Genomic DNA, 24,766 nt, shown 5'->3' on the forward strand with positions numbered 1-24,766 from the left:
TCAATTGCGAGCATTTCCACGCTCCGCACCCGGCCGAGATTCCTGGAGGAAATCCGGGCTCGTATGTCAACGTCCCGGATTTGGAACGGTCCATGATGCAGATTCACCCCGCCATGCTGGGCTCCCAGTTTCGGAAGTCCACGCCTTTCGGGCAGGGCATGGAGACTGGGTACCGCCCTGCGGGCTCATTCAGCCCCAGCAGCCGCAACGGCGGGACGGAGGGCCAGCTCCAGGCCGCGCAGAACATGCCCGCCGACAACAGCGCGGACTACTACCGCTGAAAAGGCAGGAGGCCCCCCATGGCCACGGGGGCCTCCTTACGCACAGCCTTGACAGGAGATGCGGCCGCACGTTGTCTATGGGTGATGTCAGACAGCCGCGGGAATGCGGGGTCCCATCTGGCGCCACGTACTGGGCCGGGCCTCGGCGGGGCGCTTCACTGTGGTGGTCGCTTCCGGCTCTGCTTCAGAGCGTCCGTATTGCATGTCTACGTACATGAAATGCTTGTGCAAAACGGCGACGACGGTTTGGCTGAGGTCCACCGGGAATTCGGCGTAATGGCCGATGGGGTTCCACCTGAATGTGTTCTCGGGGAACTCTGCGACGATGGGTGAGGGATCAACTCCCGGCGGTAGATGCAAGTGCGCCGGGAAACCGCGCTGGTGAGTGTTGATAAAGACTTTGGGGTTCTGGTTAGCTGCCATGAGACGAAGCCTCTAACAATGAATTTCGAAGTGTTAGTCACCGCCGGCCCGCCCCAGATGCGCCCGCGGCGCTGCCCGGTGAGGCTGGCTCCATGGACCCGCGCATCGTCATCCATGAGCCCGACGTCGACGGCGGCCGTCGCGTACACGTCGACTCCACCATCCTCGGTCTGGCGTACAGCGAGATGGACCTACGTGAGTTTCTGCGCCGCGCCGGCCTGCCCGACTGGGACAGCATCGACATCACTGACGCGGGGATGTTCCGGTGGATGGGCGGGGGACCGGAGACATGGGATCAGTAAGGCCAGCGCCTTAGGTTGGCAACAGTCCACCACGCCACGCCCGCGATCGAGTCCCTGCGGGAGACACGCCGAGTGGTCGCGGTAGGAGTGGAGCCATGGCGAACCAGAACCCCCAAGCATTTACCGAGGCCGCCCAGAAGTTCGAGTCAGAGCTGGCGGATCTCTCCTCTTACATCCAGGACGCCCCGATGTCCGTGGATGGATGGGACAAGGAGAAGGTCCAGGCCGACATGAAGGCCCTCGGAGCCCAGTTGGCCAAGATCAAGCGCAGGACGTCCGCGGACCCCATGGTTCACCTCACCTTCCCCCAGAGCCTGGACGCCGTCGAAGAGGAATGGTTTGCACCCAAGCACGGAGGCGGCCCGAACTGGGACAAGGACCGCATCCAGGAGAAGGTCAAGAAGCTCAAGGAGTTCATGAACGAACTCGAAATCATGAGGGACTGACGCGGGCCTGTGCGGCAGCAGGAGTTCACGCTCCTGCTCCGGCAACACCCTGACTCGCCACGCCCGCGATCGAGTCCTTGCGGGAGACACGCCGACCGGCCGCGGTAGGAGTGGCGGCTATGACCAACAACAAGCCTCCCGCGTGGCTCGAAGCTGTCCAGAATCACGAGCAGGGGATCGAGGAGCTGTCCGCCCTCATCGAGCACGCCCCCACGCATGCCGAGGGATGGGACAAGGCAAAGGCTCAGTCCGAACTCAAGGCATTCCAAGCCGAGTGCGCCAAGAGCAAGCAGGCAGCAACCACGGGGAACGGCGGGCCGGTGACAGCTCCGCGGGGAACGCTGACCTTCCCGACGATGCCGGACTTCGGTGACCTCTACAAGGACACGGGATTCTGCTTCCCTGCCAGCGACTACGACAGTGGGTGGGACAAAGCGGCTGCCGAGGCGAAGGTGGAGGAACTCAAGAAGTACGCCGCACAGATCGACGAAGCATCCCAGGATCGGCACGGAACGTACGACGGGCCGGGCCGTTAAAGGCGTGAAAATGGCCGTGCGCTGAGGTCCCGATTCTTGCTGCCGCCGGCAAACACGCTTTTCATGCCCATTGGAGATATGGCGCCAACGCTACGGCCAGAAAATGCATGGCTAAATTTTCGGCGCACGACAAGCGACCTCTAGAGGTATTACACCCACAGAGACACAGAGAGACACAGGGCAGCACCGCGGCCGAGCACCAGCACCAGCACCAGCGAGAGCAGCGAAGCCACCAGCAGCGTGCGAAGCTAAAGTCAGGCAGGCGGCCGGCGGCTCACGATTAATTCCTGAGGCAGTGGCTTTTCCGCAGCACCAATCTAAATGCGCCAGGAGCGAGAAAGCCGCACCCTTCACAGTAATTAGGGTGCGGCTCTAAATGTCTCGGGGCTATTTGCACAGAGAGCTTGGTGTCCCCGAAGGCTGCGAGGACGGCGCGCCTGTGACGTGGGGCTTGGTCAGTCCTCCTGGATGGGGCCGCGGGGGGCCGGGAGGGCCGGGACGTTGGCCATGGCGTTGCCGCCCCACTCGTCGCGGTGTCGTACGTAGCCGTCGGCGACCTTGGAGTGCGGGGACCAGCGGCCCTGCTTGCGCTTGACGGCGTCGGAGGCTCCGGCTTCGTCGGCGAGGGTGGCGCCGGTGGCCCGGAGTCCGTGGGCGGTGAGTTTGTTGCCCTGGTCGTCCCAGGCGACGCCTGCCGCGGCCGCGAGGGCCTGGATGATGTCGTTGACGGACTCGGCGCTCAGCTCGTCGCCGATGGTCCCCCAGCGGTCGATGCGGCGCAGGATCTTGCCGGTGGTGATGCCGGCCGCGGCGAGGGCGTCGCGGTATTCGACGTAGGCGGTGACGGGGTCGAGCAGGTCATCGCGGGCGGGCATGGAGACCCATTCGCCTTCGGCGGCCTGGTCGGTCTTGCTGCTGGCGAAGAAAAGGCGCATGCCCTTGGTGGGGACCACGACGGCGTCGGGGAGGACGCGGTCCGCGAATTCGGATCGGCGGGTCATGGCCCAGACGGACCAGACGACGATCAGCCGGTTGCGCAGGCCTACGAGGGTGGTGGTGTCGCACTGCCGGACCATGGCGGCGCATCCGTCCAGGTCGAGCGTCGCGGACTTCTTCACGCGGCGGCCGGCGTCGGCCTGGCGCTTCTTGTGGGCCTTGATCAGAAGGCGGGCGGCCTTGGGGTTGGGGTGCAGGTCGTCCGGGACGTCGGCCCAGGTGTGAAGGGCGAGGATCGCCGAGACGGCCTGCGTGAGGGCGGACGCGCCGTAGGGGCCGCCGGTGCGCTCGGAGATGGTCTCGGTCAGGACCCGTGTCCACTCGGTGAGGGTCTGGCTGGTCATGGGCATCAGGGTCCGGTTTTCCGCGGTGCACCATGTACGGGCCTTTTCATGCCACATCGTGTACTTACGCAGCGTCTCACCCGGGATGGAGTTTCTGAGCGCTTCGACCGTTTCCGGACTGACCTGGTAGTCTTCGGGCGTTCTGGCCGGATATCCCGACCGCGGACCCGGCAGCAGATCACCGACCGTAGCCGGAAGCAGCTCTGCGTCGATGATTTCCAGCGAGTCCATTTCACCCCTCTTTGTCGCTCTCGGTAAGCACAATTACCAGGACTGAGCAGTACCTTACCGAACTGGCGTGCCCTCAGGGGTGGTTGTCCGGATCTTGGGCCGACGGGTGCCCGGAATGGACAAATCGCGCGCCCTATCCGATTAGTTCGCTATCTGCTGGCCGGCTCGGTCAGTCGCGGTCCAGGTACCCGCGCAACGACTGAGCGAGGGCGCGCTGCTGCTCCTCGGGCAGATCGCCGGCCGCGGCACTGAAGAACTGACCGTCTTCGACATCAGCCCACTGGACCCTCTGCCACATCACACCTCCAGTCGCCATGGGCGTGATCAGCCAGCGGGCGAACTCGTCATCGAACGCCGGCCGCGAGACCAACTGACCGATCTCCCGACTTCCATCGGGCCGTATTTGCTGGACGTACCGCTGGTGATGAAGGCCCTTGCGGGTGAGCGGCTTGGTTCTGGGGGCGGATTCCGCCTGGATATGCGTCATGCGTCCCATGATCGCGATGCATTTTTTCGGAGAAAACAGTGTCAGGCAGTGTCGCGTCCCTGCACCCCCGCGGCCGGCCCGGCCTCGCTGAGAACTTCTTCACCGCCCGCCCGGCCCGGCCTCGCCCGCATGGCCTTGGGCCGCCTGCTCCCGTTCCCACGGCTGGCCCGGCTTGCTCTCCTGCGACCGCTGGTCCTCACCAAGCCCCCGCGCCCCTGCCTTCGCAGGGTCGCTCTGTCCGGACCCGCTCCGCGCCGCGCGGTTCGAGAAGCGTCTCCGTCCTGCCGGTGGCGGCCGGAGGGTTGAGGTCAGGCCGCCTAGGTTCGGCCCTCCCCCGCTCCCCCGGCTACCGCCGGGGCCCGCAGGTACTACCCGGCGCCCCCGCCGGGGGTCAGACACTGACAGGCATCACCTCGGCGAGCTGCGAGGCGGCGAGCGTCACCAGGGCGGCCGAGGCTGCCAGGGACAGACTTTCCCGCGCGAGGCGGCCCGGGATGATGGTGCGGACAACCGGGGCCGGTACGGCGGCCGGTACGGCTTCCTGTCGCAGCTCGGCGAGTTCCTGCTCTACCTGCGCCCACGTGAGCACGGGCTCGCCCACCTCTTCGCTGCCTTCGGCCGTCAACTCCCGCAGCGCGGCCAGTTCGGCGGCGACGTCGTCCCAGTCGAAGGCAGCGCCCCCGCGCGTCTCCGTGCGCAGCTCGGCGAGTTCGGTGGTCAGGCTCTCCCAGTCCATCGCGGGGAGGTCTTCGAGCGGCTGCTCCTGGTCCTCCTCGACGACCATCTCGGCGACGGCCGCCGAGCGGTTCGCGCGGGAGATCGCGGCGTAGTCGGGGCCGTCCTCCTCGACGGCCGAGGCCGGGGCCACCTTGGCGGCGAACCAGTCGCGTACAGGCCTCTCCGGCATGGTCGGCATCATCACGCTGCCGCAGACTACGTACCGTTCTGCTACCAGGTCGCGGGGCTCCAGGTGCTCCAGGTGGCCCGGCTCGGCGCCGTCCATCTCCACAAGGGTCTTGCCGATGGTCGCGCTGACGACGCGGCCCGCGCGGCCCTCGAAGATGACGCGCTCGCCGATCTCCCAGTACCCGCGCCCTGTGCTGGGCAGGACGGCCGCCGGGGCTTCCACCGCGTCGCCAACCTCGACCGGCTCGGCGCCTTGGGTGATCACCCGCTGAACCATGCGGGTTCCAGCGTCCCGAACGGCCCGCTTCTCCCCCACCTCCCGGCAGAGGTCGAGCAGCTCCTCAGCAGTCGCACAGGGCGTCTTGGCGACGCGCACCAGCTTGCCGGGCAAGGACACCTTGCCGTCCTCGGACTGCCACTCGTCCAGCCGGGCCAGCGCGGTCCACTTCTCGTTGCGGTGCGAGACCTCGAAGCCGTAGCCGTAGACGTCCGCGAACAACCACCACTCCTGAGCCCAGCCCGGGTTCATGGGGCGGATGGACTCGCCCTCGCGCACCGCCGGAGGCGTCGGGTCCTGCTTGCCGTGCAGGGTCTTGCCGTAGCCGGTGAGGTCGGTTCGCTCGCTGCTGTACTCCCGGACGAGCATGGCGTGCGCGGTCCGCCGCTCCTTGCGGGTGAGCTGGGAACGGTTCTCCCGCACCCGGTAGACCATCTCCGTCCGCACCTGCTTCTCGATCTTGGCCAGGGTGCGCGGGACCCTCGGCATGAACAGACCGTGCGCACCGCAGATGATCCGCCAGGCAGAGGGCTGCCCGCAGGGTGCTGCGTGCTCCGGTACCGCGGACCGGCGGCGCTGGGATGCGCTGTTCGGGTCTACGGCGACCTTGAGCGGCTTCGCGTGGTCCCACTCCACGGAGCACCGCTTGAGGGTGTCGGAGACGATCTCCCACGGCCCCTTGGGCGTGTAGTCGTTGCGCTTGGCCACGCCCAGGGCGGACGCGATCGACGCGTCACGGATGCCCAGCGGCTTCCGCTGTGTGCCCTGGCTCATGGATGGCCCGGAGCGGCCGAAGTTGCCCAGCTTCTCGCCCGAGCACTGGCAGGTGAGATACGACCTCAAGATGCGCGCGACGCCTTCGGCCTCGATGACCAACCACACGTACCGGTGGCCGCCCTCGCGGCAGTCGTCGGCGACGTCGCCCGTCCGCTCCTCGGTGTGCAGGGTCGGGGCGTACAGGCCCGGCGTCGGCTGCGGCTTGACCGGGATTTCGGCCGTGTCGGCAACCGCGGAATCCTGGCTGGACTCGCCGGCTGACGTCTGAGAAATTTCCTCCGCCTCCTCGTACATCACGGCGAAGGGCTCCGGCAGGCCGTACCAGTCACACAGCCGCTCCACGGACTCCGTGAGGGTCTCCCCCGCCTGCGCGGGTACCTGGTTCTGCTCGTGATCCTGGAGGTGGAAGACCGAGGCCCCGGCGCCCGCGGTGTGGAAGCCGATGCGGCACTCAATCTCCGTGTGCCCGTCGAAGGTGACCGCGCGCAGGCGGTAGCCGCTGGGGCTGGCCACCCAGTGGTTCACGTCCCGCACGCGGGCGGTGGTCTGCGGCTCGGTGGGGACGGGGGCGAAGCCGCGCACCCGGTGAGGGTTGATGCCCACGCCCGTGAACCCGGCCTCGCGCAGGACGTCCGCGAACTCCTCCAAGGCTTCGTCCCACAGTTTGCGGTCGGCGAGCTTGCGGGGCCGCCGGTGGTCGCCGTTCAGCACGGGGACCACGGCCACGGCGTGCATGTCGTTGATGACCACGAAGCCTGCGCCGCTGCTGCTGTCGGCGTCGTGGTCGTTGAACCCGGCGGCGGTCAGCACCTCCTTCGCGCGGCGCACCTCCCACCGCTGCGCCCGGGGCCGGGGGTCGTACGCGGGGGCCGGGACGTCGGCAAGCTCGGAATCCTCGACGGACTCGCCGGCCGGGATCGGACCCTGACCCTGAATTTTTTCGATGTCGGCCGGAGACTTTTCTGCCGATTCCTCGTCCTGGTGCTGCTCCGCGTGCTCGACCGTCCAGGCCACCGCTGCATCACACACCGCGCGACGCTTCGCCGCCGCCGTCTTCGACGTCCCCTTGCCGCCGCGGAACACATGCTCGGCGTCGCACTCGGTGCACTCGGCGCGGTAGATGAACTCGTAGCCCATCGACGCCCACACCACGCGGGACGCCTGCGCCTGCCCCTCGAAATCATCCGTCGGGGCCGGTCCCTGCTCCCCCTCCACGTGCCACTCCCCCAGCGCGCGGGCGCCCTCCTCCGTCTCCCGGAACGACGTGTCACGGTCAGGCGAGACGATGTGCCCGTACCGGTAGCAGTCCTCCCGGCCACCGTTGCAGTGCGCCCACCACATGCCCTCGTTCCCGTCGGTCTTCTCCCCCTGCGGGTTGACCCGCTGCACCGCGACGCCGGGTGAGACCTCCGGCGCCTCCTCGGCGTCCCACTCCTCGGCCGCGGCCTCTTCCGCCTCCAGCTGGGCCGCGGCCTCCAGCTCCTCGGCGTACTCCTCCGCAGCCATCCGCATCAGCTCCTGGTCCTCCTCCGAGACCTGCACCGCCCGCTCCCCCGCGCCCTTGTGCTGGCCCGGCGCACCCTCGACGTGAGCCCATGCCGCTTCGACGGCTGCCGCGCGGTCGGTGAGCTTGGAGGTGATGAAGACGGAGCCGTGCCCCGCGTGGTGGGAGCACAACACCGCCCACCCCTCCGGCTGCTCCTGGACCTTGAGACCCTTCGGGAGCGCGGCGGGCTCCTCCTCCTCCACCACCGGCTCCACCAGCGGCTCCACCTGCGCCTCCCCGCGAGCCACGGCGTCCGCCAGGATCGCCCGCTTGAGCGCAGGCAGGTTCGGGAACATGTCCCCGCCGGTCCGGCATCGGTTCTTCGGGTCCTCTCCCTCGAAGACCAGCCGTGCCCCGTCCGAGTGCTCGTGCTGGGCGGAGAAGGATCCGGCGAGCTTGCGCAACACGTAGCGGTGACCCCGCAGCTCGGCGACGCACGGGAACGTGTTTTTGGCGCTGAACACGATGTCGCCGACCTTGGCCGCCGTCGCCTTGCGCTTCGGCGCCATGCTGCCGCGGCCCACCATGCTCTCCTCCGTGCTCCTGTTGCTGCTCTTCTGCGCCGACTTCGCGGCCTTCCTCTCCTGCTGCACCCGGACCGCTTCGGCCTCGGCCAGCAGGGCCGCCACGACGTCCGGCCGGGGGTTGGACTCCCCCGCGTCCAGGGCGGCCGTCACCATCTCGGCGACCAAGTCGCAGTAACGCTCTTCCCAGTCCAGGGCAGAGCCCCACTGGCCCGACGTCTTGCCGCACAGCTCGTAAGCCGCGTCCCACGGGTTTCCGATGTGTCCCTGTGCCTGCGCCAACGGCCGGGCAAGGTGCAGCGCACACACGCCAACCGTGCCCGTGACCGTCACGCCGTCCTCGGCGAGGATGTCCGCCACGAACCGCGCGGGCGCGTTCTTGTTCCAGCACGCGCCGATGCACAGCCCCGGCTCAGCCCACGCGCCCGGCCCGCACTCCATGGCGCTCTTGCCATGGACGCCGTACTTCGCTTGCACGCCGTCGGTCCCCGTGATCACCCACCGCTCCAGCGGGATTTCCCGCAGTCCGGCCACGGTCAGCCGGTGAATAGCGCGCTTGCGGAACATGCCATCCACGGCGCCGCTCGTACCGGCCTCCGCCAGCCACCCCGTCGGTCGGGACTCCCAGCCCCACGGGTTCTTCGTCGCGATGCCGACGCGCCCGTACCGCTCGAAACGCCACACGTTGGGTTCCAGCTCGGTCTCCACCAGCTCAGCCGACCAGGCCACGCGCTCTTCTTTCATGGGCCCGTACTGCTTCACGACACCGGCCGCCCACTCCGCGGAAGCGGAGTCCTTCCGGCACCACGCGACGGCCGCCGTCAGGCTGTTGTCCTCGCCGATCTCCGCCCACCAGAACGAGCCTTCCGCCTTGGCGCCGCGGCCCACGTTCCACTCCCCGGCGGTCCGCTTGTAGGACGGCGACCACAGCCGGTAGCCGCGCCCGGACTCGGTCGTGAACGACCAGTCGAACCCGTCGTTCTCCTCCTGGTGGTGGTCCCCCTCGTACGGCTCGATGCGCTCACCGGCCAGCGTCTCCCCCGGGAACTGGAGCGCCCACGCTGCCAACTCCTCCATGCGCTCCATGTCGAACCGAACATGCCCCAAGTGGTGGTGGGCGCGCATATACGCGTGGTCCTCCGACATGCCGGGCGACGTCTGGACCCACCCACAGACACAGGAGATCCGGTGCCCGTCCGCCAGCGCGACGACCGACGTCGTGTGGATCAGCTCGGCCGCCGGGGCCGCCTCGCACTCCGGCTGCTGCTCCTCGATGTCCGCCACGTCTTCCCCCATGGTGATCTGATCGGCGCACTCGTGGCGCACGGTGGTTTCGGCCTGGCCGGTGAGACGCTCACGGCCCCGGGCAATGGCGTCCGCATCTACAACCGGCCCACCCAGGTTGGCGAGAATGGCGGAAGCAACTTCACGGACACACGTGCAGTCGAATTCGCCGCACTGGTTGCATGCGACGTCGTGAATGACCTCTCCGGACCACGCCTTGACCACGTCCGCCGGAGTCCGGTCGGTCTTAGGCGCCTTCCCGGGCTTGAGCTTCACGTGACCCTTGCCGAAGGACTTCCACTCGGGCTTGCCCTTGTCGCGCTTGACCACGGCCTTTTCGAAATCCGCCACCTTTTTGGCGCGCTCTTCAAGGAGCGTTTCCGACGTGCAGTCATCCGGCAGACGGAAGAGCGAGAAGGAGAGTCCCCCATCGGCGGACGCGAATGCCTCGCGCGTGTCCGTGCTCTCGAACGGCACTCGGCGCGGCTGGTGACTCTGCTCCTCCGCTACGGCCTTTTCGGCCGCGCGCTGCAAGCCGTTCCACTGCGCGGCAGTCTTCTCCTCCGGCGCAGGGGTGTCCTGAATTCCGGACACGTCCGGGGTGACCGTGGTCTCGACCGGCGCAGGCTCGGGCGCGGCAACCGGCGCCGGAACGGGGCGACCGTCCAGAGCGGCGCGGCCCGCTTCCGTCACGCGGACCACACTTGCGCGAAAGGGACGGGAGAGGAGTCCTTCCCTGATCAGCTTGTCGACGGAGTCCTTACGGACCGCGCCGCGCCGCTCCCCCTTGATTTTGGTGATCTTGACGTCTACCTCGCGGGAGTAGTACCGCACGGCATCCGACTTGGTTCCGGGCTCGTACGACTCATACGAGACTCGCAAGAGACCCCAAGCGGCACGCTGCAAAATGGCGCGCCGTGCCGGGGTCAGGACATAGCTGTCCCGTTGAACGTGAGCCATTCTTGAGAAACCCCTATCGCGAGACGTCGTATCCGGTGGGGCCCGGTTCCACGCGGGCCCTGCTGCTTTACCCCCTGATTTTCTCAAAGAATCGGGGGCGATACCAGGGCCCCGGGGAAAGAAATAGGAATTAGGAGGTGAGGAATCCCACCGTTCACCATGCGGGCAGTTCTTGAATTCCTCTTGACAGATAAGACCCCCCGGCCATTAATCGCGAAATTCCCGAGCCGCCCTGCCTGACCCATCAAATAGAATTGCCGAATTAGAATTTGGGCAGTATCAATTCCGCGGACAGTGGCCTCAGGCAGTGACAACGCCGCGGTGCTGCTGGTAGTGTCGGACCTGATCGCGAGTTCGTATCCGGGATCACCAGCGCCGACGTTCCAACTCTCCTCCGGGAGAGGTTCGGTGCTCTCGCCCCTGCTGGGGCCGCTCTTCGGGGTGGCCGGCAGGGGCATTTCCATTTCCGGGTGCCCAAGATGTGGGCCTCGACAGTCTCCTCGGGGCAGGGGCGACGAAGAGGGCCCCGGACTGCCGGCGTTGGCCTGGGCACCGTCCGGGTGAGGTTCCGCGGCGGCGCTGGACCCGCGGTCAGCAGCATGTCTACGCTCCCGCACAGAGACGCGCCCCGCCCCTCTGTGCGGCCCGGTCAGGGTTCCAGGCGCTACCGCTTCTCTCGCGGCTCGGCTGGGACAGGGATGTCTGGTTCCCCCTGCCTGAGAGGCCCTCACCATGTCCGACCGTCGTCCGATGCAGCCGGCGAACGCTCCGCGGCGTATATCTGATCTACCGGCCACCTACCGCCCCACTGGACGGTGCCACAGCACGAGCTGTGGCACGTCAAGGTCGGCGAGCGCCGGGAGGTCGCAGTGTGGGGCCCCGGCCCCGATGAGCGTGCTCGTGCCCGCCGTTGGCATACGGCTCACGGCCTGGAGTAGCGGGGACCGCGGTGCGCCGTTCCGCAGCCCCAGAGGGGCATTGTGCGCCACCTGGAGACGTACCCCTCCGCGGCTACCAGATGAGGACGCCCCCGCCCACGTCCAGAGCTCGGCGGGAGGCCGTGATGAAGTTGTCCAGCTTGCTCTCCACATTGTCGAGGAGAGCAGGCCCAGCAGGCTCTTGCACGCCTGCCACGAGGGCCTCGCTCTCGTTCCGGAGCAGCATGCACTCCTCCAAGAACCCGGCCACGTCCGCCGCTTCGACGTATAGGTCCCCGTCTGCCAACCGCGGCAGGAAGCGCGCTCCCAGAAGCCGCGCGGATTGCGACCCCCACACAACCGTGCGCCAGCGCTCGCCTCCGGCGAGGTCTTCGCCGTTGGGCGGGTCCTCCAGCAGCTCCAGGCCGCCGTCAGCGTTGCGTATGAAGGTGTGCACCAGAAGACTCATGCAGAACTCCCTTGATCTCCGAGCTGGTGATCTTGGCTTGGACGGCTGCAACCTGCAATCGAGATTCCTCGACTGCTGGCGGGCGGTGAGGGCCCTGGACGCCTTCACTTGGACCGGGACCTACGCGAGGACCTGACGCGGCGCCTGCGGGCGCCAGGCGGTGCCGCCGAGATTCAGCCCAATCCATGGAGCACACCGTTGGGCACCCCTCACCGGTTCTCACCGAACCTCACCGAGGCTCACTGTCGCCGTGCTGGCCGGGATCGCTCCCATGCCGCGGCAGGCGCCCAACCGCCATGCAAGACTCCGGCCATGAGCGAACGGAACCGGCCAATGTGTGGTGTAACTGCCTAGAGGTTCTTAGAGGTATTTAGAGCCTGCTAGAGGCCACTCCCCGAAAACACCGGGTGGACACCGTTTACCCCCTGGTGGACATGGGAGGACACCGTTCCTGACGTGATTTTCCGCCAGCAGTCGCCAGCCACAGCCGCCCGCTCTTAATCTCCAATCAACCCCGGTTCTCGGGACGCACTCACACTCACCATGCCCTCCACGAAGGGGACTTCGTCATGCCCGCTTGGCCTCGAATTTCCTGCCCCGTCTGCCGGCGCTCCGTGGCGGTCAGCCCGGACACTCGGCGCATCGCCGATCACAAGCACCCCCGCCCCCGCGAGCGAGCACTGGATCTGATCTTGTGCCACGGATCGGAGAGGGAGGTGGAGCTGGGCGGAGTGCTGTTCCTGCCCTTCGAGCAGGAGGAGGTGCTGGTGCCCGCGGCCGGCGCGGACGCGGAAGTCTTGTTCTAGGCCGCGGCCGTGCTCACGGCGTACGGCTCCTCGATCTGTGCGACGAGCATGTCGGTGAACGCCTCGGAGTAGTCAGCCAGCTCGGAGACGAAGCACGCCGTCATGGCGCAGCCTAGGGCGCCGAGCATGTTTTCCTCGGCCTCCACGAGCTTCGCATCCGTGGCACAGTCGGTGCAGATGTCACCCTCGGGAAGCGTGCTCCGCAGCTGCACGAACGCCTTCTCCGCGTCGGTGCGCATGTCCATCATGACTTGCGCGTCGACATAGAGGTGGCCCCGGACGGTCTCCCGCTTCTCCTCCGCTGAGCCGCTCAGCACTTCCTTGGCTTCGGCCATGCTGAGCGCCGCGGTCTCGGCCGCGGTCTTAAGGACCCACTCGGGTACCTGAACCGACAGGGTGACCATCGGGCCAGGGTCACACCCGCACTCGTTGGCGGGGTCGGAGTCGGCGGCGGCCTCTTCATGCTGAGTCTTCATGGAACAGACGCTGGCACACAGAGAGGCCATCGCGGAGGAGGTGATTTTTAGCGGGGTTCGTGTCGTCGGGGCCAGCTGTCACGGTCCGGCCGACTCCGCCTTGACACCTTCAAGTAGGCCGTCCAGGCGGTACATGAAGTCATCCGCCAGGGAGTGCTCCAGGCGCCGGAGCTTGAGCAGGTCGAAGTAGGCGTCAGTGGCGGCCTGGAGGTTGGCCGCGGAGTGCTGGGTGCAGAGCTTCGCGAACAGCCGGTGGAGCTTGGGCCTGTCGGCGGGGCGCACCCTGTCCCGCAGCTGGAGTGGGCAGCGGTTGATGAAGTAGATGAGCAAGCCGACCGCGGTGGCGGGGGCCTGATGTTCTGTCACGGGTCTCTCGAATCGCTGTACGGCCCTGCGGGGGGCTGGGGGAGGTGAGGTGGTCTCGTTGCCCGACCAGGGGCGGGGACGCCCTCCAGGCCGTTTTTATGATTTATCTAGAGCATGGGGAGCGCTCCGCGTCGACTGCGGGTGCTGTCCGCGGCCTACAGCCTCTCGGGTTCGCCTGACCCTTCGTCCCGTCAGGCGAACCCGGATGGACAACGTTCGACGTAGTCGAACGACAGTTCGAACGGTTCGCACCAATAGACACCGAAGGTGTCTATTGTTCTACGCAGCTGCTTGTGCTTTTGCTTGTTGCTCATCTTCATAGGGACCACACCCCTTGCGGTTACTGGGCAAAGTGGCCTTCTGGTATGCCGCATAAGGCATAAACGTATGCCACATGAGGCATACGTTTCGAGAGGCCCGCCCCCCGTTTGGCGCTATAAGAACAGAAAATCATGGAGCTAACCTGTCGCCACAAGGCCGTCGAACAGGAGCGTACGCAGTGCAGAACCAGCAGTGGGAGGCGGTTACGGAAGAGCCGGTTTACGGGGCGTACAGCTTCATGGACCAGGGCTTCGCCCTCCTGGCCAAGGCGTTCTGGCGTACCGCACGGGAAGACCGCTTCGCCCGGCTCGACTACGAGGTGTACGGAGTCCTCTTCGAGCTTCTGGACCATCGCGAGCCGGACCGGGTCATCGTCATCAGCCAGCAGGAGATCGCCGACGCTCTGACGAAGGTGGATCAGCCGAAGGTCGCTCGGTCCCTGAAGAAGCTGAAGAACGCGAAGCTGATCTACTCGGTACGTCAGGCCAAGCTGCGCGTCAACCCCTCGTACTCCTTCAGTGGAAAGGCGAAGGAACACACGCAGGCCATCGACACGTTCAACCTGCTCATCACTCCCGAGCCGATGAAGGTGACGGCATGACCACAGTCGATTACAAGCACACCCCCGAGCAGTTCCGTACCGGTGCCGCACTGCTGCGGAACGACTACCGCTCCCATGTCCGCTACGACCTTTCACCGCAGGCGTACCGCGTGCTGTTCTATCTGACGAGTGGGCAGTACCCCAGCTCCCCGGGCGAGTCCGCGACAGGCTCTCAGTGCACCATCGCCGATGAACTGGGCACGACGCCGGCCACCGTCTCGAAGGCGCTGAAGGAACTCCGCACGGCGGGGATCGTGCGCGAGGAGCGGAGCGGGTGGCGGATCAATCCGAATTACATGTTCGGCGGCTACCGCGGCGACGTCACCGTTCTCGCTCTTCCTGTGGTTGTCTAGCGCGGCAATAGGGCGACATAAACGCGGCCCCGCACGGATATCCACACTCATTAGTTTCGCCCCCGTTGAGGTAAACTGACTTCGATTTCCTTTCGGGTAGTGGGTTGGATGTCTTCTGGTCGAAAAAGGGCCCTGGTTTGACCGGGCCCTTTTTCGTGTCCTCGTGCCGGCCGCGGCGGATAGGCGGTGGGCGGGGGTGCCTTCGACCCCCTGGGGGTCGACCCCTCCGCGTGTCGCCTTGTGTCACGGAGGAGCGGGTGCTGAAGTACCCGAGTCCAAGGAGGACGTACGAGGGCCGCCGCTCGGCCCTCACTGCTGCGTGATCAAGAAGACGAATTTCCCGTCGCTGAGCCCTGCCGTCAGCTTCGCCGCATCTTCTTGATCATTTCGCGCAGAAAAGAGCCCCTCGGTGTCCTACCGGTCCTCCGCCATCGCTCCGACGCTGCGACTCGCCGTCGACTACGCCGCCGCGGTGGCGATCTGCGAACAGCGCGGCTGTTTCGAGCGCGCGTTCCCTCCGGTCCCGACCCTGGACGAGAACGCCCTGCACACCCTCTACCAGGAGGGCACCCTGACCGACACGGACATGTCGGCGATCTATGTCCGGTTCGAGCAGCTCCCCCGGCCGGAGTCAGGCAACGCGTAGGAGGGGCCGGGGCTGGTTCAGAACGCCGTCCTTGACCATCTCCAGGAACTGCCTCTTGGACACGTTGCTGAGGGCGTGCTGGCGCACCGCCTCGCGCTTGAGGTCGATCGAGAGCGTTCCGGCCGCCGCGGTCAGGTCCTTCATGTCCCCCAGGTCGGCCACGAGGCCGGCATGGTCGGGGTTGTAGCCCTCTTTCCAGACGACCATGCGGGTGCCCGTCTGGGTCAGGAACGCGCGCCGGTCCAGGTCATTCATGCTGCGCCACTTCTCGCCCCAGGTCCGCCCGGTCTCGCGGTAGATGTACTGGGAGGGGCGGTGCGGCAGCAGCTCCAGCTTGGCCACCTTCTCGTTGATCAGGGACCGGATGCGGCGGTACGCGGGAGGGTCGTCGTCGTAGACGCCCTCGGCGTAGTCGGTCTCCAGCTGGTCGAGCCGGCGCCGGGCCCGTTCCAATTCTTCGGTGTGGTCCTCGCCGGGGATCCAGACCTTCGTGACCTCGGGCAGGTGCCCGGTCGCGGTCAGCAGCGTGTCCTCGAAGAAGCCCTCGAACTCCTCCTGCTTCACCGCGGCCCGGAAGTCGCAGACGACACCGCGCGCGGAGGCGTGGCACCGGTAGTTGGCGTACACGACCGTGCCCGACTTGAGCTTCTTCGTGGTGCGGTGCAGGTAGACCGCGGACGCACAGTTGCGGCAGCTGCCGATGCCCGCGTACAGGGAGATCCCGCCGCTGCCGAGGACGATCCGGGGGGCCTCGATCGGCTTGGGCTTGCTGCGGGCGTCCAAGCAGACGACCGTGGTCCGCCACTCGGACTCGGAGAGGATCGGGAAAGCGGTGCACATCAGCGGTTCGCCGGCATCGTCCTCGTGAATTCGCCCCTCGAACGCGAGGAACCCGGCGATGGAGGGGTGCCGGACGATGTTGGCGACGACGTTGGGGTTCCACAGATGTCCCTGGACGCCGAGGCCGGTGTACTCCTCCTCCTGGCGGGCGGCCTCTTCCAGGCGCAGCTCCCGGAGCCGGTCCCGCCAGGTCAGCACGCCCCGTTCGTTCAACTGCTGTGCGATGGACTGGGGAGAGATGCCCTCGCGGATCTGTTCGCAGATCCACTTCAGGATCTTCGCGTACTTCGTATCCGGAACGAGGACCATCCGGCCGCCGCGGACCTTCTCAGGAAGGTACGCGAACGGAGGGTTGCCACCCTTCCACCAGCCGTTGTTCCGCAGCCAGCGCGAGGTGTTCGTGCACCGCTCCCGGATCTTCTTCAATTCCTTGGCGGCCTGGATCGCTTTGATGTAGGCGATCATCCGGCCGTCTTCGGTGGAGATGTCGAAGCCGGGGTCGTCCAGGACGACCAGGCGCTTCTCCAGGTCGATGATGAGCTTGACGAACGCCAGGAAATGCAGGTCGTTGCGGCCGATGCGGTCCTGTGTGGTGACGGCCATGACGTCCCAGGCCCGCAGCCCCTCCTCCGTCATCCACGGCCCGAGGGAAGGCCGCTTGTGGAGGTCGATGGAGCCGCTGACGGCCTTGTCCACCACGAGGTGCGTCAACGCGTAGCCCTTGGACTCCTGCCATCCGGTGAGTTCCTCGGCCTGGCGCTGGAGGGAGGTGGACTTGTCGCCGCGGTCCACGCTGATGCGGGAGACCAGCAGGGCACGCGGGGGCTTCACGGTGGACAGCACGGCGGTCATGGGGGCATACCGTACCCATCCGCCCCGGCCGCGGAGTAGACATCTCGTCAGATGAGTCCGCCAAGTCGCCGTGCGAGCAAGTGTGATCACCTTCCGCTGTGGCAAGATGGCCCCGCTTGAGTGAAGAAACGCTCAGGCTCACAGGCTCTGAAACCAGAAGAACCTCCGGGGCGGGAACCCCAGAGGCTCTAGGCGAGGACCGGTGACCGATCCTCGGATGCTCTACCCCAACGCTCTAGCAGGCAATACGGGGCAGGCGTTGTCCGTACATCACCTCGGACTCGTGCCATGATGCCAGATTTTCGGCCCCCAGTGCAGCGGGCCCGCACTACCACGTCGGTGTGTTTCACCACCGGACGATCCGTGTTGACTCCGGCCATGTTCAACCGTGTGGACCAGTCGGGCGACCCGAGCCCCGCGGCGGCCCTCCCCGGCACCAACACCGCCGTGCACCCGCCTCACGGTGCTACACCTCGTATTTCACGCCTTGCCGTGGCGTCGGCGGTGGAACCCGAGGTTTCTCCAGGACGTGATCTACGCCGTGCCGTGGGAGGTGGAGAACGCCTGCGTCTTCCCGGGATGCTTGTGCAGCAGGTAGCCCAGGTCGGTGGCGGGTCGTTCAGGGGAACCGGTGGTGGAGATCGTCAGGAACACACGACCGATTGTTGCTGGTCACTGCCGCTCGCTTCCCCTCATTTTCCGGCGGAGGGCGGCGATCCGGTCGGGGCCGATGCGGCAGCAGCCGCCGATGAGGCGGGCGCCCGTGCGGTGCCAGGCGTCGGTGGGCCACGGGGCGGGGGTTTGGGGGGCGTGCCAGGTCTGGGTGGTGGCCTCCCAGACCGAGCCGTCGTTGGGGTAGGCCAGGAGGGGCTTTGCGGTGGTGGTCGCCGCCGATGCGAGGGCGGGCAGGACGTCCGACGGGTCGCAGCAGTTGACGCCGACAGCGATGATTTGCGGGGACCGCGCGGCGAGGGCGAAGGCCTCGGGGAGGGGCGCGCCGGAGCGGGTGCGGCCCCCGGCGACGGTGTAGCTCAGCCAGGCGGGGGCGTCCGTCTCGGCGAGCACGGTGAGCAGGGCCTCGGCCTCGTCCGGATCGGGGACGGTCTCCAGGGCGAGGACATCGGGGCCGGCGGCGAGCAGGGCCTCGACGCGAGGGCGGTGGAAGGCGGCGAGCTCGCGCACGCTCAGGCCGTAGCGGCCGCGGTACTCGGAGCCGTCGGCGAGCACCGCGCCGTACGGGCCGACGGAGGCGGCCACCCACACCTCGTGGTCGGCGGCGTCGGCCGCGCGGGCGGCCAGCGAGACACTGCGGCGCAGCAGGGCCGTGGTGGCGGCGCGGTCGTGGCCGTGGGCCGCGAGGGCCTCCTTGCCGATCTGGTAGCTCGCGGTGATCAGTACCTCGGCGCCGGCCCGGGCGTACGCCGTGTGGGCGGCCTCGACCTGGTCGGGCCGTTCGGCGAGCACCCGGCCCGTCCAGAGGCCGCCGGACAGGTCGCAGCCCTGGGCGGCGAGCTGATTGCTCAGCCCGCCGTCCAGCAGCACGGTCCTGCGGGCCAGGGCTTCGGCGAGCGGGCCGGACGCGCGTGGCATGGGGTGCGGCTCCCGGGTCAGCCGAGCTGGGAGAGCACCTGGGAGGAGATCAGCTCCAGGTGGTCCAGGTCGTCGAGGTCGAGCAGCTGGAGGTAGACGCGGGAGGAGCCGATGGCCTCGTAGGCCCCGATCTTCTCGACGACCTCGTTCGGGGAGCCGGCCAGGCCGTTGGCCTTCAACTCGTCCACGTCGCGGCCGATGGCGGCGGCCCGGCGGGCCACCTCGGCGTCGTCCTTGCCGACGCAGACCACGAGGGCGTTGGAGTAGACGAGGTCGTCGGCCTTGCGCCCGGCCTCCTCGGCGGCCTCCCGGACCCGGCCGAACTGCCGCTCGCTGTCGGCGATCGACCCGAACGGCATGTTGAACTCGTCGGCGTACCGTGCGGCGAGCCGCGGGGTGCGGCGGGCTCCGTGGCCGCCGATGAGTACGGGCACCTTGGCCTGGAGGGGCTTGGGGAGCGCGGGCGAGTTCTCCACCCGGTAGTGGCTGCCCGTGTAGTCGAAGGTGGCGCCGGCCTCGGTGGCCCACAGGCCGGTGATGACGGCCAGCTGCTCCTCCAGCCGGGCCATCCGCTCCGCCGGGAAGGGGATCCCGTACGCCTTGTGCTCCTCCTCGAACCAGCCGGCCCCCAGGCCCAGTTCGACGCGGCCGCCGGACATGTGGTCGACCTGGGCCACCTGGATGGCGAGGACGCCGGGCAGCCGGAAGGTGCCGGCCGTCATCAGCGTGCCCAGCCGGATCCGGCTGGTCTCGCGGGCCAGGCCGGCGAGGGTGATCCAGGCGTCGGTGGGGCCGGGCAGACCGTCGGCCGAGCCCATCTTCAGGTAGTGGTCGGAGCGGAAGAACGCATCGAAGCCGAGGTCCTCGGTGGCCTTGGCGACGGTCAGGAGGGTCTCGTAGCTCGCGCCCTGCTGGGGTTCGGTGAAAATGCGAAGATCCATGCTCCCATCCTGCCTCCCCGGGCCGCCTCCGGGCGGCGCCCGCGTCCCACCCCGCCCGGGTGAATCTGCGTCAACCGGACGGTCCACCCCGGGCCCCGCCAGTGACCAGCCCGGAGGGGGATCGTTGGCTCGGAGGGAGCCGGACCGCCCGGCCCGCGCGCCGGCGGCCTTTCGCCGGTGCGTCCACCGCACCCTTCCGCCTGGGAAGGGCCAGGGCCGAGGAGGCCGCCATGTCCCATGAGTCCGTGCCGGAGACCTGCCGACAGGACGGACAGACCGGACAGGCAGCACACGACCACGCAGGTCCGGAGCCCGCGGCACCCGCCCAGGGCGGCGCGCCGAAGGGCTTGCTCCAGCAGATGGAAGAGCTGATGGCGGCGCTGAACGCCGACCTCTCACAGCTCGACGCCGACCTCCAGTCCTCCACCGACCGCTCGCCCGGCGCCACCGGCACGGCCGGTACCCCCGGCACCCTCGGTGCCACGGGCAGCCGTGCCGCCGAGAGCGAGCGCCCCTCCGACCGGTCGTACTGACCGTGCGGGTCCCGTCGCGCGCGGCGGGACCCCACTACCCCGTTCCCTCCCCATCACCTCGCTCAGGCCACGCCCGAGGCGGACCCCCGTTCGCGCACCGTCATGCGGCGCAGGAGGGCCCGCACCCGGTCGCTCGACTCGTCCGCCGCGTCGATCGACTCTATGCACTGCCAGTACAGGGCCTCCTCGTCCGTCCCGCAGGCCACCCCGACCAGGGCTATGCCCACTTCGCCGAGCAGCGCCTGGAGTCCGAGCAGCGCCTGACGCACATCCGACACCTGCGTCAACTGAGCCGCCCGCGGCGGATACTCGGGCGCGCTGCCCTCTCCGCGCAGCGCCGCCCGGTCGAGCACCCCGCAGCCTCTGCTTCCCGCTTCCCCCAGTCCCCGTGCCTCCGATCTCAGCTCCGGCGGCCCGATGACCGCCAGATAGCCCCCGACTCCCTGCGCGAGCGCCTGGGCCTGCCAGGCCTCGCCCACTATGTCCCACGCAGCCCCACTCTGTGCCAGCGCGTGCCGGCCGGCCGCGATGAGCCGTACCGCATCCATATGCCGTCCCCCGTCCGCACGACATCCCGCCGTTCCTCACCACTACCCAGAGTGAGGGCAACGGGTCAGTAAAGCCAGGGGTATTCGGAAAATGTGGACACAAATGTGATTGTGGACGAGTCCATCACTCCGAAGAGTGACGATTCGGCGTCGGGGGGCCCGTCACCGGGAAGCGGAGCTCGTTCCTCTCGATCTTCGCGGCGAGCGCATCCAGCACATCCACCCCGAGAACCTCACAGAACTGCAGCAGATACGCGAGTACGTCGGCCACCTCGTCGGCCACGCGATGGGCCGTCTCCGGCTTCTCCATGACCGCCGCGGACTGTTCCGGCGTCAGCCACTGGAAGATCTCGACCAGTTCGGCCGCCTCCACGCTCAGCGCCACCGCCAGGTTCTTCGGCGTGTGGTACGGCTCCCAGCCGCGCGCCGCCGCGAAGTCGGCCAGCCTGCGCTGGAGTTGCCCCAGCCGCTCACCGTGCGGGTCGGCGGCCCCGCGCGTCCCGCCGGCCCCTCCGGCCTCGCCCGCCTCGCCCGCCTCGCCCGCTTCGTTCGTCTTCTTCGCCTCGTTCATGGGCTCAGGTCTACCACCGTGACACCGGGGAGGCTCCGGGCGATGCCCCCGAGCTCCTCCCCCACCGCCGCCACCAGGCGGACGTGCCCGCGTGCGCCGGCCAGTTGGGCCAGGCGCAGCAGTTCCGCGCCCTGGCGCCGGTCAAGGCAGCGGTCGAAGCCGTCGGCCAGCACCGTGAGCGCCTGCTGCGCGGAGAGCAGTTCGGCGGCGGGGTCCATGGCGAGCACGCCAGGACCGGTCAGCAGGACCAGCGCCAGCGCGAGGAAGCGCAGTTCGCCGGCGCCGAGGCGGGCCAGTTCCGTGGCGGGCCGGGCGGGGCCGCGGTCGAGCACGGCCGTGACGGGCCCGCCCGCGGTGGCCCGCACCTCCAGCCCGGTGACGGGGCCCGCGCAGCCGGTACGGGCCGCCTCGGTCAGCAGCGCGTGCCGCGTGCCGCATTCGCGGCGGGTCCGGCGCAGTACGTCGGCCAGGTTGGCGCAGTCGGCCCGCAGCCTGCCCTCCCCCGGCGGGACGGGCGCGCGCATGCGTTCCGGCCCGGGGTCGCAGGGGAACACCGAGCGCAGGGCCACGACCACCTGCTCGGCGGCGGCCAGTACCTGCCGTTGGCCGGCGGTGGCCCCGGCGACGCGGAGGGGAAGCAGGGCGGTGCCGAGCCGGTCGTCCGGCAGCGGGGCCCGGGTGACTCCGATGGCGCCGCCGGTCAGCCAGGCCGCTTGCACCGAGCGGCGGCCGGGGTCGCGCAGAGCGGTGGCGAGCAGGACCTGCCCGTCCTGGGAGAGCCGTTCGCCGGCGATCCGCAGGGCGGGCTCGGCCTGGACGGCGAGGTCGAGCCGGACCGGCCCGGCGGGGCCGTCGACCGTACAGCCGATGCGGAATCCGCGCCGCCGACCGGCGTCGGGGACGGCCAGGTCGGGGATGCGGAGCCCCGGATCCGGGAAGGCCTCCTCCAGCGTGGCGCCGGAACCCAGCGCGGCGAGGGCCTCGTAGGCGGCCAGCGCCTGGGTCTTGCCGCTGCCGCTCGGCCCCGCGAAGAGCGTGACGGGCCCGAGCCGGAAGGCGGCGCCGCGATGCGGTCCGAACGCGGAGAGCCGCAGCCCGGTGACCACGGGCCGCCGCTCCGTCCGCCGCGCGGGCTCGGCAGGCGGTGCGGGCCGCCCGAGGCCGTCGGCACCCACCTGCGTCGGCACGACCGGTGCCGCACCGGCGGACCCCGCCCGCGCGCGAGCTTCGGCCGGCGGCCGGACACCGGGGGCGGCCTGGGCCGGCCCGGGCGGCGGCGGCACGGGCGCCAGCGGCACGGGAGGCGGCGCCGCCGCGGCCCGGCGGGAGGGGTTCGGGGTTCCGGGGGCCGCGGGTAACGCGACGGTGGCTTCGGGGGCGTTCATGCGCGGGACGGTACGGGCCGCCGGGCCCCCCGTGGGCCCGGCGAACCGTTCCGGCGTCGCGACCTTCCTACGATCGGGGGACGGCCGCGGCCGCGATCCCCTCGACCTCGGTCCCGACGGGCGCCAGCAGGAAGACGTTCCGGTCCACCCGGTGCATTCCGCTGCCGAGCCCGAAGACCACACCGCTGCTGAAGTCGAGGATCCGCTTGGCCACTTCGCTGTCCGCTCCGGTCAGGTCGAGCAGCACCGGGATCTGCGCGATCAGGTACTCCGCCACCTCCCGGGCGTCGGCGAAGATCTGAACCCGGATCACCACGAAGCGCCGCTGTTCCGCCGCGGACGCTCCGGGCGCCTTGGGGATCGTGCGGTGGTCCACCCGGGAGGGCCATTCGTTGCGACTGCGCAGGGGGACCACCTGCGCGAGCCCCTCCCACTGTTCGTCGGTGACGTCGTACCTGCTCACCGGGCCGCCTCGGCCGTGCGCTTCATGTGCATCCCCCCATCCTCTCGCGTTTCACCCGTTCAGCCCAACAGCGACACGACCCTTCCCGGCCACCCACCCCGGACCCCAAGCATTAGGTTAGGCTTACCTAAGTACAACGACCCAGCTGTCCGCCTCCGGGACGATGGAGTGATCCGCATGCGCATGTCCGGTGTCCGCACCCCCGCCAGTCCGGCCGCCCGGCCCACCGACGCCGAGCGGGTCCGTTCACCGACGTCGCCCCCACCCCCGTACGGGACCGGGTGCGCGCCCGCGTCACCCTCACGGGCCGCCTGCTGACCCCCTACAGCGACGAGGCGGCCGGCTCCACCTGCGTGGAATTCGGCCGGGCGGTCCTCGAGACCGCGGACGGGTTCGCGTACGTCGGCCTCGAAGAGCTGGAGGCGGCCCGCCCCGATCCGCTGGCCGGGTACGAAGCGGGCATGCTCACGCACCTCCTCGACGACCACGCGGACCTCGTCACCCTGCTCCTGCGCCTGGTCCACCCGCTGCCCACCGGTGCCGTGCTCCGCGCGCTGCCGGTGGCCATGGACCGGTACGGGATCACCCTGCGGCTGGAGGAGCGGCGCGGCCACCGCGACGTGCGGCTGCCCTTCCCCTCTCCCCTCGACGACGTCGGCCAGTCGGGCACCCAGATCCAGGCGCTCTTCAGCGCGGCCCGTCGGCGCTCGCACCGCAACACCCTGCCGGCCTGAGCCATGAGCAGGGGACGAAGGCGGGATCAGGGGATCCGGCGGTGCGAAAAACCCGGAATAGCGTGAGCCCGGGGCCCGTTGGTGGAGATCATGAAGGCCATCACGTACAGCGCATACGGAACTGCCGACAACCTCACCCTCGTTGACGCCCCGGAGCCCAAGGTCGGGCCGGGCGAGGTCCTCGTCCGCGTCAAGGCAGCCGGGGTCAACCCGGTCGACTGGAAGATCGCCGCCGGATACGTCGCCCCGATCCTCGAGGTGCGCCACCCCGTCATACCCGGGTGGGACGTCGCCGGCGTCGTCGAGGCGGTCGGTCCCGACACCTTCGACCACGCCGTCGGCGACGAGGTGTACGGCTACGTCCGCAAGGAGTGGGTGCAGCTCGGCACCTATGCCGAACTGGTCTCGGCCCCCGTCCGCACCCTGGCCCGCAAGCCCCGCGAGCTGACCTTCGAGCAGGCGGCGGGCCTCCCGCTGGCCGGCCTGACCGCCTATCAGTCGCTCACCCGCGTGGGCCTCACCTCCGGCGAGACCGTCGTCATCCACTCCGCCGCGGGCGGCACCGGCTCCTTCGGCGTGCAGATCGCGGTCGCCCTCGGCCTGCGGGTCATCGGCACGGCCGGCGCCCACAACCACGACTACCTGCGCTCGCTCGGCGCCGAGCCGGTCCTGTACGGGGAGGGCATGGCCGACCGGATCCGCGCGCTCGCGCCCGAAGGCGTGGACGCGGGCCTCGACTTCCACGGGGACGACGTCGTGGAGACCCTCCAGTCGCTGGTCAAGGAGCGCCACCGGGTGGTCTCCATCGCCGACCAGCAGGCCGCCGCCAAGGGGGCGCACCAGCTGTGGGTGCGCCCCGACACCGCCGACCTGACCTTCCTGGCCGAGCTGGCCGATGCCGGCAAGCTCAGCGTGAACGTCGAGCACGTGCTGCCGCTCGCCGAGGCGGCCAAGGCCTGGGAGCTGAGCGCGGCGGGCCGCACCCGCGGCAAGATCGTCCTCACGGTCTGACCACACGGGCGGGGGCGAGTCCG

At 68.8% G+C, this 24,766-nt stretch carries 24 protein-coding genes and 1 pseudogene; 10 read left to right on the top strand and 15 right to left on the bottom strand.

The genetic code is table 11. From position 1 onward, the window contains the following. Positions 1-92 precede the first annotated feature (92 nt). Positions 93-281 carry a hypothetical protein gene (locus ACIP5M_RS13990; RefSeq protein ID WP_401196174.1) on the top strand — a complete coding sequence of 63 codons (189 nt, stop codon included), beginning with the start codon at positions 93-95 and terminating at the stop codon, positions 279-281. 87 nt (positions 282-368) lie between these two features. Here ACIP5M_RS13990 and ACIP5M_RS13995 read toward each other — a convergent pair whose 3' ends face one another. After that, positions 369-704 (bottom strand): hypothetical protein, encoded by a 336-nt coding sequence (locus tag ACIP5M_RS13995; protein ID WP_401196176.1) that lies wholly within the window; start codon positions 702-704, stop codon positions 369-371. 92 nt (positions 705-796) lie between these two features. Here ACIP5M_RS13995 and ACIP5M_RS14000 point away from each other — a divergent pair, with 92 nt between their 5' ends. The 3 genes from ACIP5M_RS14000 (at position 797) to ACIP5M_RS14010 (ending at position 1,988) form a co-directional block, all read left to right on the top strand. Further along, entirely contained in the window at positions 797-1,006 is a 210-nt protein-coding gene (locus ACIP5M_RS14000) for a hypothetical protein (RefSeq protein ID WP_401196177.1), read from the top strand. A 95-nt stretch (positions 1,007-1,101) separates the two neighbouring features. Beyond that, positions 1,102-1,452, top strand: a complete 351-nt coding sequence (locus tag ACIP5M_RS14005) for a hypothetical protein (RefSeq protein WP_401196180.1) — start codon at positions 1,102-1,104, stop codon at positions 1,450-1,452. 119 nt (positions 1,453-1,571) lie between these two features. Further along, complete coding sequence (locus ACIP5M_RS14010; protein WP_401196181.1) at positions 1,572-1,988, top strand: hypothetical protein; 417 nt, start codon at positions 1,572-1,574, stop codon at positions 1,986-1,988. A gap of 455 nt (positions 1,989-2,443) precedes the next feature. Here the strand turns inward: ACIP5M_RS14010 and ACIP5M_RS14015 are convergent, their stop codons facing one another. The 6 genes from ACIP5M_RS14015 to ACIP5M_RS14040 form a co-directional block, all read right to left on the bottom strand. Continuing rightward, complete coding sequence (locus ACIP5M_RS14015; protein WP_401196184.1) at positions 2,444-3,328, bottom strand: hypothetical protein; 885 nt, start codon at positions 3,326-3,328, stop codon at positions 2,444-2,446. Between the two features lie 400 nt (positions 3,329-3,728). Then, positions 3,729-4,046: a hypothetical protein gene (locus ACIP5M_RS14020; RefSeq protein WP_401196186.1), complete on the bottom strand. Its 318-nt coding sequence runs from the start codon at positions 4,044-4,046 to the stop codon at positions 3,729-3,731. Positions 4,047-4,437: 391 nt separating this feature from the next. Further along, complete coding sequence (locus ACIP5M_RS14025) at positions 4,438-10,194, bottom strand: hypothetical protein (RefSeq protein WP_401196188.1); 5,757 nt, start codon at positions 10,192-10,194, stop codon at positions 4,438-4,440. Positions 10,195-11,331: 1,137 nt separating this feature from the next. Beyond that, entirely contained in the window at positions 11,332-11,706 is a 375-nt protein-coding gene (locus tag ACIP5M_RS14030) for a hypothetical protein (RefSeq protein WP_401196190.1), read from the bottom strand. A gap of 802 nt (positions 11,707-12,508) precedes the next feature. Then, the gene (locus tag ACIP5M_RS14035; protein WP_401196193.1) at positions 12,509-12,988 is read right to left on the bottom strand and encodes a hypothetical protein; all 480 of its coding nucleotides are present in this window, start codon (positions 12,986-12,988) and stop codon (positions 12,509-12,511) included. A 78-nt stretch (positions 12,989-13,066) separates the two neighbouring features. Continuing rightward, complete coding sequence (locus tag ACIP5M_RS14040) at positions 13,067-13,354, bottom strand: hypothetical protein (protein ID WP_401196197.1); 288 nt, start codon at positions 13,352-13,354, stop codon at positions 13,067-13,069. Positions 13,355-13,853: 499 nt separating this feature from the next. Here ACIP5M_RS14040 and ACIP5M_RS14045 point away from each other — a divergent pair, with 499 nt between their 5' ends. The 3 genes from ACIP5M_RS14045 (at position 13,854) to ACIP5M_RS14055 (ending at position 15,275) form a co-directional block, all read left to right on the top strand. Continuing rightward, complete coding sequence (locus ACIP5M_RS14045; RefSeq protein ID WP_401196199.1) at positions 13,854-14,276, top strand: hypothetical protein; 423 nt, start codon at positions 13,854-13,856, stop codon at positions 14,274-14,276. Continuing rightward, the gene (locus ACIP5M_RS14050; protein ID WP_401196202.1) at positions 14,273-14,629 is read left to right on the top strand and encodes a helix-turn-helix domain-containing protein; all 357 of its coding nucleotides are present in this window, start codon (positions 14,273-14,275) and stop codon (positions 14,627-14,629) included. Before ACIP5M_RS14045 ends, ACIP5M_RS14050 begins: the two co-directional genes overlap by 4 nt. A gap of 409 nt (positions 14,630-15,038) precedes the next feature. Continuing rightward, entirely contained in the window at positions 15,039-15,275 is a 237-nt protein-coding gene (locus tag ACIP5M_RS14055) for a hypothetical protein (protein WP_401196203.1), read from the top strand. Here ACIP5M_RS14055 and ACIP5M_RS14060 read toward each other — a convergent pair. The 4 genes and pseudogenes from ACIP5M_RS14060 to ACIP5M_RS14075 all read right to left on the bottom strand — a co-directional run bounded on the left by ACIP5M_RS14060 (position 15,261) and on the right by ACIP5M_RS14075 (position 19,498). Beyond that, a complete protein-coding gene (locus ACIP5M_RS14060) occupies positions 15,261-16,967 on the bottom strand; it encodes a recombinase family protein (RefSeq protein ID WP_401196206.1) in 1,707 nt (568 codons plus the stop codon). The two genes, ACIP5M_RS14055 and ACIP5M_RS14060, sit on opposite strands and share 15 nt — an antisense overlap. 537 nt (positions 16,968-17,504) lie before the next feature. Then, positions 17,505-17,621 (bottom strand): annotated as a pseudogene (locus ACIP5M_RS14065) (hypothetical protein); the annotation flags it as partial. Positions 17,622-17,639: 18 nt separating this feature from the next. Next, positions 17,640-18,557 (bottom strand): homocysteine S-methyltransferase, encoded by a 918-nt coding sequence (gene mmuM, locus ACIP5M_RS14070; RefSeq protein ID WP_401196209.1) that lies wholly within the window; start codon positions 18,555-18,557, stop codon positions 17,640-17,642. 17 nt (positions 18,558-18,574) lie between these two features. Continuing rightward, on the bottom strand, positions 18,575-19,498 hold the full coding sequence (locus ACIP5M_RS14075) for an LLM class F420-dependent oxidoreductase (protein ID WP_401196212.1): 924 nt from the start codon (positions 19,496-19,498) through the stop codon (positions 18,575-18,577). Between the two features lie 230 nt (positions 19,499-19,728). Between ACIP5M_RS14075 and ACIP5M_RS14080 the strand changes: the two genes are divergently transcribed. Beyond that, positions 19,729-20,031: a hypothetical protein gene (locus tag ACIP5M_RS14080; RefSeq protein WP_401196213.1), complete on the top strand. Its 303-nt coding sequence runs from the start codon at positions 19,729-19,731 to the stop codon at positions 20,029-20,031. Between the two features lie 62 nt (positions 20,032-20,093). On the opposite strand, the gene ACIP5M_RS14085 is transcribed toward ACIP5M_RS14080, so the two are convergent. The 4 genes from ACIP5M_RS14085 to ACIP5M_RS14100 form a co-directional block, all read right to left on the bottom strand. After that, entirely contained in the window at positions 20,094-20,579 is a 486-nt protein-coding gene (locus ACIP5M_RS14085; RefSeq protein WP_401196215.1) for a DUF6099 family protein, read from the bottom strand. Positions 20,580-20,703: 124 nt separating this feature from the next. Then, positions 20,704-21,150: a nucleotide pyrophosphohydrolase gene (locus ACIP5M_RS14090; protein ID WP_401196216.1), complete on the bottom strand. Its 447-nt coding sequence runs from the start codon at positions 21,148-21,150 to the stop codon at positions 20,704-20,706. Next, on the bottom strand, positions 21,147-22,535 hold the full coding sequence (locus ACIP5M_RS14095) for an ATP-binding protein (protein WP_401196218.1): 1,389 nt from the start codon (positions 22,533-22,535) through the stop codon (positions 21,147-21,149). Before ACIP5M_RS14095 ends, ACIP5M_RS14090 begins: the two co-directional genes overlap by 4 nt. 67 nt (positions 22,536-22,602) lie before the next feature. Next, positions 22,603-22,998 (bottom strand): cell division protein SepF, encoded by a 396-nt coding sequence (locus ACIP5M_RS14100; protein WP_189739116.1) that lies wholly within the window; start codon positions 22,996-22,998, stop codon positions 22,603-22,605. Positions 22,999-23,279: 281 nt separating this feature from the next. On the opposite strand from ACIP5M_RS14100, the gene ACIP5M_RS14105 reads away from it, so the two are divergent. After that, positions 23,280-23,732: a DUF2470 domain-containing protein gene (locus ACIP5M_RS14105; protein ID WP_401196220.1), complete on the top strand. Its 453-nt coding sequence runs from the start codon at positions 23,280-23,282 to the stop codon at positions 23,730-23,732. A 90-nt stretch (positions 23,733-23,822) separates the two neighbouring features. Continuing rightward, complete coding sequence (locus ACIP5M_RS14110; RefSeq protein ID WP_401196223.1) at positions 23,823-24,743, top strand: NADP-dependent oxidoreductase; 921 nt, start codon at positions 23,823-23,825, stop codon at positions 24,741-24,743. Positions 24,744-24,766: the final 23 nt, after the last annotated feature.

This window comes from Streptomyces sp. NPDC088762, from assembly GCF_044750905.1.
Classification (GTDB): Bacteria; Actinomycetota; Actinomycetes; order Streptomycetales; family Streptomycetaceae; genus Streptomyces.